16 protein-coding genes are annotated in these 13,898 nt (G+C 69.1%); 2 read left to right on the forward strand and 14 right to left on the reverse strand.

The features are described 5' to 3' along the window. Positions 1–20 precede the first annotated feature (20 nt). Positions 21–911, reverse strand: a complete 891-nt coding sequence (locus ABTZ43_RS07055) for a TIGR01777 family oxidoreductase (protein ID WP_350538318.1) — start codon at positions 909–911, stop codon at positions 21–23. 99 nt (positions 912–1,010) lie between these two features. On the opposite strand from ABTZ43_RS07055, the gene ABTZ43_RS07060 reads away from it, so the two are divergent. After that, positions 1,011–1,838 carry a zinc-ribbon domain-containing protein gene (locus tag ABTZ43_RS07060; RefSeq protein ID WP_350538320.1) on the forward strand — a complete coding sequence of 276 codons (828 nt, stop codon included), beginning with the start codon at positions 1,011–1,013 and terminating at the stop codon, positions 1,836–1,838. Here the strand turns inward: ABTZ43_RS07060 and ABTZ43_RS07065 are convergent. Beyond that, positions 1,826–2,206, reverse strand: coding sequence for a hypothetical protein (locus ABTZ43_RS07065; RefSeq protein ID WP_253386158.1), 381 nt, complete (start codon positions 2,204–2,206; stop codon positions 1,826–1,828). The genes ABTZ43_RS07060 and ABTZ43_RS07065 overlap by 13 nt on opposite strands. Before the next feature lie 133 nt (positions 2,207–2,339). On the opposite strand from ABTZ43_RS07065, the gene ABTZ43_RS07070 reads away from it, so the two are divergent. Continuing rightward, on the forward strand, positions 2,340–3,428 hold the full coding sequence (locus ABTZ43_RS07070; RefSeq protein ID WP_149422939.1) for an AAA family ATPase: 1,089 nt from the start codon (positions 2,340–2,342) through the stop codon (positions 3,426–3,428). Between the two features lie 36 nt (positions 3,429–3,464). Here ABTZ43_RS07070 and ABTZ43_RS07075 read toward each other — a convergent pair whose 3' ends face one another. The 12 genes from ABTZ43_RS07075 to fliP all read right to left on the reverse strand — a co-directional run bounded on the left by ABTZ43_RS07075 (position 3,465) and on the right by fliP (position 13,703). Then, complete coding sequence (locus ABTZ43_RS07075) at positions 3,465–4,310, reverse strand: sigma-70 family RNA polymerase sigma factor (protein WP_350538321.1); 846 nt, start codon at positions 4,308–4,310, stop codon at positions 3,465–3,467. A gap of 173 nt (positions 4,311–4,483) precedes the next feature. Further along, positions 4,484–4,798, reverse strand: coding sequence for an HU family DNA-binding protein (locus ABTZ43_RS07080; RefSeq protein WP_056417896.1), 315 nt, complete (start codon positions 4,796–4,798; stop codon positions 4,484–4,486). Between the two features lie 207 nt (positions 4,799–5,005). Beyond that, complete coding sequence (fliW, locus tag ABTZ43_RS07085) at positions 5,006–5,419, reverse strand: flagellar assembly protein FliW (protein WP_056417899.1); 414 nt, start codon at positions 5,417–5,419, stop codon at positions 5,006–5,008. Next, on the reverse strand, positions 5,416–6,303 hold the full coding sequence (flgL, locus tag ABTZ43_RS07090; RefSeq protein ID WP_082539378.1) for a flagellar hook-associated protein FlgL: 888 nt from the start codon (positions 6,301–6,303) through the stop codon (positions 5,416–5,418). Before flgL ends, fliW begins: the two co-directional genes overlap by 4 nt. A 16-nt stretch (positions 6,304–6,319) precedes the next feature. After that, positions 6,320–7,726 carry a flagellar hook-associated protein FlgK gene (flgK, locus tag ABTZ43_RS07095; protein WP_056417904.1) on the reverse strand — a complete coding sequence of 469 codons (1,407 nt, stop codon included), beginning with the start codon at positions 7,724–7,726 and terminating at the stop codon, positions 6,320–6,322. Between the two features lie 5 nt (positions 7,727–7,731). After that, complete coding sequence (gene flgN / locus ABTZ43_RS07100) at positions 7,732–8,214, reverse strand: flagellar export chaperone FlgN (protein ID WP_056417907.1); 483 nt, start codon at positions 8,212–8,214, stop codon at positions 7,732–7,734. 142 nt (positions 8,215–8,356) lie between these two features. Then, complete coding sequence (csrA, locus tag ABTZ43_RS07105) at positions 8,357–8,605, reverse strand: carbon storage regulator CsrA (protein WP_350538322.1); 249 nt, start codon at positions 8,603–8,605, stop codon at positions 8,357–8,359. Between the two features lie 87 nt (positions 8,606–8,692). Further along, positions 8,693–10,759 carry a flagellar biosynthesis protein FlhA gene (locus ABTZ43_RS07110; RefSeq protein WP_350538323.1) on the reverse strand — a complete coding sequence of 689 codons (2,067 nt, stop codon included), beginning with the start codon at positions 10,757–10,759 and terminating at the stop codon, positions 8,693–8,695. Positions 10,760–10,793: 34 nt separating this feature from the next. Beyond that, on the reverse strand, positions 10,794–11,897 hold the full coding sequence (locus tag ABTZ43_RS07115) for an EscU/YscU/HrcU family type III secretion system export apparatus switch protein (RefSeq protein WP_149422933.1): 1,104 nt from the start codon (positions 11,895–11,897) through the stop codon (positions 10,794–10,796). Continuing rightward, entirely contained in the window at positions 11,894–12,655 is a 762-nt protein-coding gene (locus ABTZ43_RS07120; RefSeq protein ID WP_350538324.1) for a flagellar biosynthetic protein FliR, read from the reverse strand. The genes ABTZ43_RS07115 and ABTZ43_RS07120 overlap by 4 nt, the downstream gene beginning before the upstream one ends. Beyond that, positions 12,655–12,930, reverse strand: coding sequence for a flagellar biosynthesis protein FliQ (gene fliQ, locus ABTZ43_RS07125; RefSeq protein WP_045253034.1), 276 nt, complete (start codon positions 12,928–12,930; stop codon positions 12,655–12,657). The genes ABTZ43_RS07120 and fliQ overlap by 1 nt, the downstream gene beginning before the upstream one ends. Then, on the reverse strand, positions 12,927–13,703 hold the full coding sequence (fliP, locus tag ABTZ43_RS07130) for a flagellar type III secretion system pore protein FliP (protein ID WP_149423484.1): 777 nt from the start codon (positions 13,701–13,703) through the stop codon (positions 12,927–12,929). The genes fliQ and fliP overlap by 4 nt, the downstream gene beginning before the upstream one ends. Between the last annotated feature and the right edge of the window lie 195 nt (positions 13,704–13,898).

Consider the following 13,898-nt stretch of genomic DNA (forward strand, 5'->3'; position numbering starts at 1 on the left):
CTGAACGAGCGTCGCGCCCCTCAGAGCGCGGAGTCGACCGCCTGCCGCGCCGTGCGGTGCGTGAACTCGAACCCCGACGCCTCCAGCGCCGTCGGACGCACGTCGGCATCGGAGAGCAGCAGCGAGTCGGCGGCCTCCGTACTCAGCGCCAGCCGCAGCGCGAAGGAGGGAGCCGGCACCCAGAACGGCCTGTGCATCTTCTCGGCCAGCGCCCGGCCGATGTCGTTCGCCGAGGCCGGCGTGGGTCCGGTGAAGTTCACGGGACCTTCGAGGCCCGCGTCGATCACGTGACGGATGCCGCGGACCTCGTCGTCGAGCGAGATCCAGGGCCAGATCTGACGACCGGGACCGATCGGACCCGCGAGTCCGAACCGGGTGAGCTGGATCAGCGGCTTCAGCACCCCTCGGCGGTGGATGATCGGTGCCGTGCGCAGCAGCGACACCCTCGTATGCTCCCCCGCCCGCCGCGCCTCCTGTTCCCAGCGGACGCAGAGCTGAGCGAGGAAGGTGTCGCCGGCAAGCGAGTCCTCGGTCAGCGTCTCACCGGGCGCGGAGCCGTAGTATCCGACCGCGGATGCCGAGACGAACGCCGGAGCCGCGTCTCTGAGCGCGCGCACCGCCGTCGCGATCGTGCGCGTCGTCGTCAGCCGGGACTCGACGAGTTCCCGCCGGTAGCCCCGCGTCCAGGGAAGCCGACCGACGCTGGCGCCGCCGAGCGCGACCACGGCATCCGCTCCGTCGAGCACATCGGGATCGAGCTCCCGCTCGCCCGGCGCCCACTGCACCTCGGTGGGCACCCGGGGCGGGCGCCGCACCAGCGTCGTCACGTCGATGCCGTCGGCTCTCAGCGACGACGCGAGCACCGTGCCGATCAGGCCCGATGCTCCGCTGATCACGATGCGCTGCGCCATGCGAGCTCCCCTGTCCGACTGCCGTCGACGGCCGTCCCCGAGATTCTGTCACGTCGGCTCCCCTTCGGCGATGTCGGCGCCCCCGCGTAGGTTCCGAGCGTGCCTGACTCCGTGCCGACGTGGTGGGCGAGACGTCAGTTCTCGCGCGGACTCGACGTGCCCTACGAGAAGGGAACCTACCGCGCCGGGTGGGCCGCCTACCCGGAGCTCATCCGCCAGTACCATCCGGAGCTCAACCACGGCATCGCGCTCTCGCAGGTGCCTCTGGCCGCCGACGTGCTGCTGTGCTGGGAGTGCCGGGCCGGGCACCGCTTCGCCGCGACCCCGACCGAGCAGCGCGAGCGGCCGGGGCGGGTGCGTCGCCAGTCCGCATGGTGTCCGGAGTGTTCGTCGCTCGCGCGCCCGCAGCCGGTGATCCTCGGCGAGGCGCGCGCGATTCCGCGCCGTGCCCGCACGCCGTCGACGCTGTGCGGCAAGACACCCGACCTCCCGACCGGCGAGGCGTTCGCGAGCGTGTGCGCGCCGACGCCGGCGTCGGCATCCGAAGAGAAGCTCAGAGCCGCACTGCACGCCCGACTCACGTTCGCCGCCGACGTCAACGCGGTGAAGGTATCGCGCCCGTTCTTCCGCCACACCGAGGTGTGGCCCGACATCCTCCTGCCCGAGCTGCGAGTCGCCATCGAGTACGACACGGTCGGGCGTCACGGGCTCGAGCACGTCGGACGACGACAGGAGGCCGACGAGCGCAAGGACCGCGCGCTCCGGGCTGCGGGCTGGGAGGTCATCCGCATCCGCACGGGAGCTCTGGAGCCGATCGGACCGCACGATCTGCCGATGTCCGGCATCGGCCGGCGGGGCGTCGACCGGATCGTGGACGAGCTCCGCGAGATCCGCGGGTCGCTCCTCGTCGACGCCTACCTCGTCTGAGGGAAGGAGTCGGGCCGCTCGGCGACGGCATCCCACTCCGAACGGAGGAAGCGGGCCTCACCCGCCGCGACGATCTGCGCGTTGTCGTTCGGCCCCACCTCCGGCCGCATCGTCAGCCCGTCGACCGTGAGGCTGGGGATGCTCCGTCGGATGCACTCGATGCTGCCGCGCACGAGCAGATCGGCCGTCTGCTCCGGCGTCGTCGCCGAGGCGATCACGGCGTCGTCATGCGCGATGATCACGGCCTGCCAGATCGGCGTGCGCGCCTCGGGGTCCAGCGTGTACTGCATCAGCCCCTGCGGTGCCGCCTCGACGACCACGATGATCCCGCCGACGATCGGCTGCTCGCCCCGCTCGTGTACACCCATGCCCCGGTTCCCCTGACCCGAGCGTCCCCACGCCCGTCGTGCGAACAGGCTACTGCGGAAACTGCTCTCCCGATCGCCTTACGGTCCGTCGATCCCAACCGATATACACAACGGGGAGCGAAGGAGGAGGACTGTGACCAGCACCTACATCGAGACGGGTGGGCACGTGCGCGTCTACGACGACGCCGTCCGCACGCACCTGGAGTTCCCCCTCGGCACCTACCGGGTGCACTTCACCTCGAAAGAGGGATTCAGCCTGATCAAGATCGACGACCTCACCGTCGGCACCGAGCGGGTGTACGGAGGCCGCGACAGGAAGGTCGACAAGATCTTCCGCTCCTACGCGCTCAGCGACCGCAGTCTCGGCGTGATGCTCTCGGGCGACAAGGGGATCGGCAAGACACTGTTCCTGCGCATGGTCGCCGAAGAGGCCAGAGAGCTCTGCCTGCCGGTGGTCATCGTCTCGGAGGACAACGACGGCATCGTCGAGTTCTTGGAGAGCCTGGACGAGTGCCTCATCATCTTCGACGAGTTCGAGAAGACCTTCCCCGCAGGCCGTCGCGGATCCGCCGACGGCACCAACCGTCAGAATCAGTTCCTGCCCCTGTTCGACGGGCTCTCCTCGGTCAAGCGTCTCTACTGCGTCACGGTGAACGACATCGCCGACGTCAGCACCTACATCGTCAATCGCCCCGGCCGATTCCACTACCACATGCGGTTCGAGTACCCGGGCCCCGACGAGGTGCGCCAGTACCTGATCGACCAGGCGCCGCGGGCCCACCGCGACGAGATCGAGAACGTCGCGCTCTTCTCGCGACGGGCCCGGTTGAACTACGACCACCTGCGGGCGATCGCCTTCGAACTCGACCAGCCGGACACGCTCTTCGCCGAGATCGTGGAGGACCTCAACATCAAGGCGGTGGAGCCGAGCACGTACCGCATCGAGGCCAGGTTCCCCGACGGCAAGGTGTGGGCGGAGGAGGTCGAGATGAACCTCTTCGAACGCGGCGACGTCGCACGCACGTTCGAGCTCCGCAACGCGAACCGCTCGATCTTCGCGACCTTCGTGCCGCGGGACCTCCTCTTCGAGGCGGACGGCGGCATCTTCGTGCCCATCCACAAGCTCGAGCTGATCGACGACGAGGACGAGCAGCCCGAGGTGTACCCGACGACGGTGGCGCTGATCCTCGTGGGGCAGCCGGCCTACGGGTTCGGTTTCTGACGGTCGTCTGACCCGGATGCCGGGCGGCGGCGACCTTCAGGCGCTGACGGCGTGTGACACCACTGCGCGGGTGAATCGCCGTCCGCCCGCGACGACCCGGTCGACGTAGGCGTCACAGGTCGATGTGGACGAGCGCGACGCGGTCTGCGCCTCGTGCCGAGATGCATCGGTGTCGGGCCGTGGCGGGTGGGCGTCGTCGCGCGGCGTATCGGCGTCATGCCGTTCGAGTGCGTCCTTGAGCATCCGCACCGCCGCCGCTCGCTGCTGCGAGACGGCCGCATGCGAGACCCCCAGCTCGTGGGCGATCTCGGTGACCGTGCGATCCTCGAAGTACACCGCCCGCACGATCAGCCGTTTGCGCTCGGGCAGCGCGTCGACGGCGCGCCGCAGGAACTCGTCTCGCTCCGCGGCGATCGCGAGCTCCTCCGGCAGGTACCCCGTCCAGACGATCTCGGGCGCGTTCGGCGCATCGAGGCTGGTGAGCATCAGCTCCGCGTCGGCGAGCCCCTCTCTGACGTCGTCCGTGGCCACGCCCATCGCCGCGGCGATCTCGACGACCGATGGCATCCGACCCAGCGCGGCGGCGAGAGCCTGCCGCACCCTGGTGGTCTCCTTGGCGCGCGCGCGTACGGCGCGCGGTGCCCAGTCCATGGCCCTCAGCTCGTCCTTCAGCGCCCAGTCGACCCGGCCGCGGGCGAACGCTCCGAAGGGGACGCCGAGACCGGCATCGAACTTCTCCGCGGCCCGCACCAGTGCGAAAGCTCCGGCCGCGGCGAGATCCTCTCGGGAGACCTGAGTGAGGCGAGCGGCGATGCGGGCCGTCGCCGCACCGACGATGTGCAGGTGATCGACCACGAGCTGATTACGCGCACGCATCGTCATGGGGGTTCCGTCTCTTCCACCGTAGGGGCGAGTCCTCCCCGATGACTCACAGCACGACCACTCCCCAGAGGTCAGGACTTCGTTTCTGACTACATGCTACGTCCGCGGAGGCACGAAAAAACCCCGGAGGCCGAAACCGTCGGGGATTCTCGTTTACGTTCAGATAACGATGACTAGTCGTTCACTTTGACACGCCGGTTCACCTCACGCGTCGCGGAGAACTTCAGGACCGTGTAGTCGTTGACCTCGGCGTCGCCCTCACCCTTCGCGAACTGCACGCGGTGCCCCTTGTGCGTCTGCGGATAGAACTTGCCGAAGTTGGTGAGCGTGACCGTGTTCCCGCGGCCCACGAGGTCGAGCAGTTCGTCGATCATCGCGTTGTAGGCGGTCTGCGCGGCCGGAACCGAGATGCCCCCACGTCGCGCGAACCTCTGCACGAACTCCCGCTTGCTGACCCTGTTCGTCTCGAGCGTCCTTGATGTGCTCATGTCTTCATCCGTCCCATCGAATGTCGCTCGTCACCGAGCGATGTGCGCTGTACCCCTACCAGCCATCCACGGAACGCCCAGGCCCCACTCTTCTGCGCCGTCCCCTGGATCTGCCAGTACCCCAGCCTGTGCACTCAGAGCGTAGACGATGTTCCTTGGTATATGCGGTGAATTCGCAAATATTCCGCGCAAGCGCGGCGGGCGGCGTCAGGGAGCGAGCAGTGCGCGCACCGGATACGCGGGGTCGTCGAGGATGATCTGGGTCGCGCGACCGGTGTCGAGATGGATGAGGACGGGCGCCTTGAGGTTGACGCGGATGCCCTCGGACGAGGGATTCGCGATCACGAAGAGCGCGACCTCGGCATCGTCGGCGGCTCCGATCAGCGCGCGGGCATCCGCGGGGATGCTCGGGGCGTACCCATAGGAGCCGGTGCGCGGATCGAGCAGGAACAGCCGCACATCGGCGTCGGCGGCCCTGAGCGCATAGAGCCCGCTCCCCTCTCCGATCCGGGCCAGGGTGAACGCGGTATGCGGGGCGAGCCCGGGCATCGGCGAGACGAACTCCACCGCGCTGGTCGTCTCGACGGCAGCAGCGGGGGCGGGGGTGGCGGCAGCGGTCATCGCAGGAACTCCAGCAGGTTGGTCTGCAGCGACCGGGCGGTCACCTGCAGCGCGGATTGGAAGACGAGCTCGGCCGACTGCAGTCGCACCAGAACCTCGAGACTGTCGACGTTCTCGACCTCGGCACGGCGAGCCTCGAGGTCGATGGACGTCGACAGGTTCTGCGACGCCGCACGCTCCAGCTGCACCTGCCGGGCGCCCGTCGCCCCTCGGGCGGCGACGAGACCGTCGAGTCGCGCGTCGATGTCCGCGAGTCGTGGTCCGACCTCCGCCCCGCTCCGGAGCTCCGCGGCGATGTCGCCGAGCATCGCGAACACGCTGTTCGCGCCGTCCCCGAAGGCCTGCGCGCCGTCGGCGTCGACACGCACCGTCTCGTTGTCGCTGATCCGCCTGCGCACGCCGTCTCCCGGACTTCCGTTGAAGGTGAACGTCCCCGGGTCGAAGGCCGCTCCCGCGTCGCTCGTCCCGGCGAAGACGCTGCGACCGAGAACGGTGGTGTTCGCCTTCGCCAGCAGCTCGGCGCTGATCGATTCGAGCTCCTGCGCGATCGACTCGCGGGCAGCCGGACTGAGCGCGCCGGAGTTCGCCCCCTGAGCGGTGAGGTCCCTGGCGCGGTTGAGCAGATCGACGCTCGCGCCGAGGGCCGTGTCCACCGTGGTGACCCACGCCATCCCGTCGCTCAGATTGCGGGAGTACTGCGCCACCCGCGATTGATCGCCGTGCACGCCGAGCGTCGTGGCGGCGGCGGCCGGGTCCTCGCTGGGAGTCCGGAAGGCGCGCTGCGAGGCGGCCTGATTCTGCAGCCGATCGCGGTCGGCGAGGTTGGTCTGCAGCGTGCGCAGCGACTGCTGCGTCATGGTGCTGCTCGTGATGCGACCGATCATGTCACTCTCCCCAGAGTCAGCGGCCGACGAGGCCGGTGCGGTTGATCAGGATGTCCAGCGCCTCGTCCACGGCCGTCAGCACGCGGGCCGCCGCCTGGTAGGCCGTCTGGTAGGTCAGGAGGTTGATCGTCTCCTCGTCGCCGTCGACCGACGCGTTCGACTGCTGCGCGGTGACCGCGGCGACAGCTCCCATGTCGGCGATGTCGGCGCGCTGCAGATCACCGGCGACGCTCACGGCGAATCCGGTGACGAAGCTCGACCACGTCGCGCTCGGTCCGGTCGTCGACGTCGCCAGAGCGCCGATGCGGTCGGCGACGGTCGTGTCCTTCGCCCCGGCACCCGGTGCCGCGAGTGCGAGGTCGGCGAGCCCGACGGGCACCACGCGCAGGCCGAGGGCCGCGGGGCCCGTCGCCGACAGCGCGAAGAAGTCGCCCCCGGGTGCGCCGGCCGACGTGACACCGGTGCGGTGGACGTCGTTGACGGCGGTCGCCAGGGCGGTCGCCGTGCGGTTGTACGCGGCGGCGACGCCTGCCAGCGTTCCCCCGTCTGCCGCGGGCGCCAGCGCACTGATCGTCCCACCGACGAGTCCGCCGGTGACCGTCACCGGCACGCCGGGGCGGTCCGCCCACGCGATGCCCACCCGTCCGCCGTCGGCCACGTCACGAGGACCTGAAGCCACCAGCGACCTGCTGCTGTCGCCGGAGACGAGAGCGTTCCCGTCGACGCGCAGGGTCAGAGTGCCGTCGGCCTCGACGATGCCCGTCGCTCCGACCGCCGTGGACAGCTGCTGCGCGAGCACCGTGCGCTGATCCATCAGCTCGTTCGCGTTGCGTCCGGACTGCAGAGCCTCGCGGATCTGTCCGTTCAGCGCGGCGACCTGACCGGCGACCGCGTTCACGTCGGCGATCTGGCTGTCGACCTGACCGCGCAGGTCGCGCCACTGCGAGGCGATCGTGCCGTAGCCTGCGGCGATCTGACCGATGAGCACGCCGGCATTCGTGAGCACGACCTGTGCCGCCGCGGTGTCGGGGGTGTTGGCGAGATCGGACCATCCTGCCCAGAAACGGTCGAGGTTCGCCGCGAGCCCGTCCTTGGTGGGCTCGGCGAGGACGTCCTCGGCCTGGCTCGCGGCGGTGGCTCGCGCCACCCAGAACCCGGAGGTCGCGAGGGCGTCACGCACTCTGGCGTCGAGGATGTCGTCTCCGAGCCTGGCGATGCCGGTGACGCCCACTCCCCCGCCGACGGCGAGACCCGACGGCCACAGTCCTGTCTGTCCGGGCGCCACGATCGACGTCTGGTCGACCCGCTGCCGCGTGTATCCCGGCGTGGTCTGGTTCGCGATGTTCTGACCTGTCACGGTCATCCCCGCGCGGGCGGCGCTGAGCGCCGATTGGGCGAGCCGGAGTCCGGCGAACGACGACATCGTCCTCACACCCTGGTGTCGAGCAGTCGGGCGTCGCCGTCGCGGACGACACCGCCCTGCGGGTCGTACTCGCCGGTGGGAACGCCGAGTCCGGCGATGGTCTCCTGGGTGATGCGGATCGCGGTGCGCAGACGCTGCTCGTTGACCTTCTTCATCTCGCCGATCTCGTCTGCGAGAGTGACCATGGCCGTGAGGTGTCCCGACAGGATCTCGCGCCAGGCATCGGTCGGCGCGGCATCGATCAGGTCCTGCAGCGTGGTCGCCTCGGGGACGCCCCACTCGTCGGCGACCGAGATGACCAGCGTGTCACGGGAGAGAGCGACCGTCGGCATGGCCGCGAGGACGCGCTCGATCTCGTTCGCCGCGTGGTGGATCCAGCGATTGCGTCCCGTCGCGAGCAGCATCTGCTGTTCGTCGAGCTTGAACAGCAGCACCTCCAGCAGGTCGCGCTCTCGCATCAGTTGCATGCTCAGGTCGTGAGCGGCCACGATTGGTCACCTCGTCATGTCGCGATTTCCGCGAGGGGGAAGCCCGTCGCACGTCCGACTATCGCGACAACGTGAGCGTCAGTAACTCCACGGAGCGGAGCGCATGCGGCATCCGTGGTCCGCACCGTGCGCCCGCTCGCGCTCAGCGGCCCGCGCCCGGACGTCCCAGAACGTCGAGCAGCAGCGATTCGGCCGTCTCGTCGGCCGCGGCCTGCAGCGCTTCACGATTGGCATCGCTCACGGCGACGACGATCTCGGCGCGGTTGATGCGCTTGTCCCGCGGGGCGTCGATGCCGACCCTGACACCGCTCGGAGTGACCGCGAGGATGGTGATGGTGATGTCATCGCCGATGACGATGCTCTCGTTGGCGCGTCTCGTCAGTACCAGCATGCGTCGTCTGCCTTCCATGGCTGGGCACGGTCGCGCCTCTGTGCACAAATGTATCGCACTCATCTCGTAAATGAGCAGAATTCGAGATCAGAGGGTGGCAGCGGGCAGCGCCGGGTTCGTCATGCGCACCACGCCGACGACATCGGTGGCGAGCCCGCCTGACGCCGCCTCGTCGTAGGAGAGCACGGGGAGGCCGCGCACCTGCGACGCGACAAGCCGTCGCACGGCGTGACGCAGCGTCGGGGCGCACACCAGCACGGGTTCGGAACCCGACGGATCGAGCTCCTCGACGGTGCGGCGCACGTTGTCGAGGACCTGCATCGTGGTCTCGGGGGTCAGCACGATCTGCGGCTGCCCCTCGACCACTCTCATGCCCTCGAGCATCTGCTGCTCGAGGATGGGCTCGAACATCACGACCCGGATGCGCCCCTCCTCGGCGAAGCGGGCGGCGATCGCCGGTCCGAGCGCCGCGCGCGCCACGTCGATGAGCCCCGCGGTATCGGCCGAGGCCTTGCCACGAAGGGCGAGGGCCTCGTAGATCCGGGCGAGATCGTTGATCGGCACCCTCTCGGCGAGCAGTCCGGCCAGTACGCGCTGGATGGCGGCGAGCGACAGCACGGCCGGGGTGAGCTCCTCCACCGTCGCGGGGCTCGTCTGCTTGAGGTGCTCGGTCAGCTGGCGGACGTCCTCGAGCGAGAGCAGCCGATCCGCCTGGCCCTGCACGATGTCCGAGAGGTGGGTGATGATGACGCTCGCTCGGTCGATCACCGTCGCGCCGGCCATGTCGGCCGCGTGCGACATCTCGGCCGGGACCCACTTGCCCTCCAGGCCGAAGACCGGGTCGACGACCGCCGTCCCGGGCAGCTGCTCGAGCCCGGAGCCGATCGCGAGCACGTGGCCGCGGGGAACGGATCCTCGTCCGGCCTCGACGCCGGCGATGAGGATCGCGTAGGTCTGCGCCGGCAGGTCGATGTTGTCGCGGGTGCGCACCGGCGGCATCAGGATGCCGATGTCGAGGGCGAGCTTGCGCCGCAGCGACTTCACACGGGTGAGCAGATCACCCGCGCCCCCGGACGCGAGATCCACGATGTCGGGCGAGAGCGAGATCTCCAGCGCATGCACGCGCATCCGATCCATCAGCTCCTCCGGCCCCTCCGCGCTCGCGTCCACCGCCTCCTGCTGCAGAGCGTCGGCCTCGAGGGCGGCATCGCGATCCTCGTTCGCCTTCACGCGCGACGCCGCGAACAGCAGTACCGAGCCGATCACGAGGAACACCAGCAGCGGCATGCCGGGGATGAACCCCATGGCGATCGCGGCCAGCCCGGTGATCACCAGCGCATTGCGGGACTGCATGAGCTGGCGTCCCGCCGCCTGACCCATCTCGGTCTCGGCGTTCTCGCGGGTGACGATCATGCCGGTCGACACCGCCATGAGCAGCGCGGGGATCTGCGTGACCAGACCATCGCCGATCGTGAGGATGCTGTACGTCTCGAGCGCATCCCCCATCTCCATGCCGTGCTGCACCATGCCGATGATGATGCCGCCGACGAAGTTGATGACGACGATGACGATGCCGGCGATGGCGTCGCCCTTCACGAACTTCGACGCCCCGTCCATCGCCCCGTAGAAGTCGGCCTCCGCGGCGACCTCGGCGCGGCGCCGGCGCGCCTCGACGTCGGTGATGAGCCCCGCGTTCAGGTCGGCGTCGATCGCCATCTGCTTGCCGGGCATCGCGTCGAGCGTGAATCGCGCGCCGACCTCCGCCACGCGCTCGGCGCCCTTGGTGACCACCACGAACTGGATGACCGTGAGGATGAGGAAGATGACGGCGCCGATCACCAGGGACCCGCTGATGGTGATCTGCCCGAACGCCTGGATGACCTGACCGGCGTGCGCTTCGCTGAGCACCAGGCGGGTCGAGGCCACGTTGAGTCCGAGTCGGAAGAGGGTGGCGACCAGCAGCAGGCTGGGGAAGACCGAGAAGTCCAGCGGCTTCTTCACGAACATCGCCGTGAGCAGGATCAGCAGCGCGAACGAGATGTTCAGCACGATGAGCACGTCGAGCAGCGGCGTGGGGATCGGCACGATGAGCAGCAGGATGATGCCCACCACACCGACGGGCACGGCGCCCTTGGACAGCAGCTGACCGAACATGTGCTTCTCGTTCTCTCTCGACGGGGACGGGGGCTCAGAGACCGCGGTCTCGAGTGCTGGCGAACGGCATGGTGTGCGTGCCACGCGCGGCACCGCGACGCTTGAGGTGCTCGATGAACGCGAGCACCTGAGCCACCGCGGTGTACAGCTCTTCGGGGATCTCCCGGCCGAGCTCGCAGGCGGCGTGGACGGCGCGCGCCAGGGGGATGTCGCGGATCATGGGCACTCCCGCCTCCTCCGCGCGTTCGCGGATCTTCTGCGCGACGATGCCCGCGCCCTTCGCGACGACCCGCGGCGCCGACTTGCCCGGTTCGTAGCGCAGCGCCACCGCGACGTGGGTGGGGTTCACGAGCACGACATCGCTCTCGCCGACCGCGGCGATCATCCGGTTCCGGCTCATCGCGAGCTGCCGCGATCGGCGCTGCGACCGCACGAGCGGGTCGCCCTCGCTCTTCTTGTGCTCGTCCTTCGCCTCGTTCTTGGTCATGTGCGTGTGCTTGCGGTTGCGTCGCATGACGACGGCCACATCGATCGCGGCGAGCAGGATGCCCACCGCCACCGCGACCTGCAGCAGCGCCACCGCTCCCCCGGCCGCCTGCTCCAGCAGCCAGGTGATGTTGTGGCTGCCGCTCGCCATGAGCACCGGGACGAGACCCGAGACGACGATCCACAGTGCGAGTCCGATGGCGACGGTCTTGAGCAGCGCCTTCGCCCCCTCCCAGAGCGCCTGCTTGCCGAACACCCGCATGATGCCCGAGACGATGTTGAACTGCTCCGTCCGCATCGTCACACCGCGCAGGTGGATGCCGCCCTGCGCCACCGCGGTCGCCGTGGTGGCGAGGAGCACCACGACGAGCATCGGCATCATGATGCCGCCGAGCGACGAGAGCGCCGCGCCGAGGACGTCCAGCGCGGCGCCGTCGCTCGGATCCTTCGCCACCGGCGCCACCGCGAGGAACAGCTCGGTGAGCACCTGCGTGCCCGACGCGATCGTCGGCACCATCATGACCGCCGCCGCGGCGATGCAGACCCAGGCCGTGAAGTCCTGACTGCGCCCGATCTGCCCCTTCCTGCGCGCCTCCTTGAGGCGACGATCCGTGGCCTTCTCGGTGCGCTCCCCGCTCTCGGCCTGGCTCATCGGGTCACTCCCAGCAGCAGCCGTGCCGCATCCTCGGCGATCACGGCCACGACACTCGGCAGCGCGGCGTACACGAAGCCGACGAGCAGCAGCGTGAGGCCGATCTTGATCGGGAAGCCCATCGCGAAGGCGTTCAGCGCGGGTGCCACGCGACTGACGAGCCCGAGACCCACGTCGGCGAGGAAGAGCGCGATCAGCAGCGGGCCGGCGATCTGCACGGCGCTGAGCATCATCTGCCCGGCAGCGCCGACGAGGGCTTCGGCGGGGGTGCTGAGGTCGATCATCCCCGTCACCGGGACGGCGTCGAACGAGCGGAACAGCCCGCCGAGCACCAGCTGGTACCCGTCGGAGGCGAACAGCAGCATGATCGCCGTCATCTGGAACAGACGGGTGAACTGCGCCCCGTTGATCGCCATGCCGAGGTCGAACGCCTGCGCCATCTGGAAGCCGCCGAAGGTGTCGACCAGGTGCCCCGCGCCCTGGATCGCGCTGAAGAGCACCATGACGAGGAACCCGAGCAGGGCGCCCGTGATCGCCTGACCGACGAGCGCGAACAGGAACCCGCCGGTGTCGAGGCGTTCGTATCCTGCGGTCACGACGGGCGAGACGGCGAGGGCCAGCCCCACCCCGAGCATCGCGCGGATGCGCATCGGGATCGTGCCATGGCTGAACGGCGGGGCCAGCACGAGGAAGGCGGTGATCCGCACGCAGGCGAGCGCCGTGGCCTCCAGCCACCCGAAGTCGAGGGGGATGTTCATCATCCCCCGTTCAGGAGCGTGGGGATGCGGGCGAACATCTCGTTCGTGAACGCGATCATCTCGGCGATCATCCAGTGCCCGCTCACGAGCAGGGCGATGCCGACGGCGACGAGCTTCGGCACGAACGAGATGGTCATCTCCTGCACCTGGGTGATCGACTGCAGCAGCGAGATCGCGAAGCCGACCACGAGCGCGGTGATCAGCATCGGCGCACACAGCTTCGCGCCCACGATCAGGGCGGCCTGACCGATGTCGATGACGGCCTCGGGGTTCATCCGCCGCCCCCGTTGTACGACTGCACGAGGGCGGTGATGACCATTCCCCAGCCGTCGATGAGCAGGAAGAGCAGGATCTTGAACGGCAGCGAGATCATCACCGGCGGCAGCATCATCATTCCCATCGACATCAGCGCGCTGGCGACGACCAGATCGATCACGAGGAACGGCACGAAGATGATGAAGCCGATGAGGAAGGCGGCGCGCAGCTCGCTGATCATGAAGGCGGGGACGAGCGTCTGCAACGGGATGCCGGACGGATCGGACGGGTTGTCCATCTGCGCCGCCCTGTGCATCAGCGCGATGTCCTCTTCGCGCGTGTACGAGAGCATCCAGTTCCGCAGGGGCTCCTGGGCGAGTTCGAACGCACGCCCGAACTCGATCTGTCCGTCGGTGAACGGGCTGACGGCGACCGTGTTGATGTCGGTGAGCACCGGCCACATGATGAACAGGGTGAGGAACAGGCTGAGCCCCGCCAGCACCTGGTTCGGCGGGATCGAGGGCAGCGAGAGCGCGTTGCGGGTGAGCGCCAGCACCACGAAGATCTTCGTGAAGCTCGACATCATCAGCAGCAGCGCGGGGGCCACGCTGAGGACCGTGATGCCGAGCAGGGTCATGATGCTGTCGGACGGCGACCCGTTGATGCCGTTGATGGTCACGCCACCGCCGTCGCCGTCACCGGTCTCGGTCGCGAGCAGCGCAGGGGTCGCATGAGCCCCGGTCGCGTCGATCAGCACCAGCACGGCGATCAGGCAGAGGGCGACGGCGAGCATAGCCCACAGCCGGCGCGCGCGGCGCGGCAGAGGCGCGGGCAGCACGGCGGCGGCGGATACGGGCACGGCGGCACTCCGAAGGTGGGTGTCGTGGCCGATCCGTAGCCAGAGGGGCGAGCTATCCGTGCTCGCTGTCGACTATCGCGACGCGGGGCCGTGCCGGTAACCCCTCGACGGCGAGGTCGTCGTCGCGGC

The sequence above is a fragment of the Microbacterium sp. NPDC097977 genome (assembly GCF_040302605.1).
Classification (GTDB): domain Bacteria; phylum Actinomycetota; class Actinomycetes; order Actinomycetales; family Microbacteriaceae; genus Microbacterium.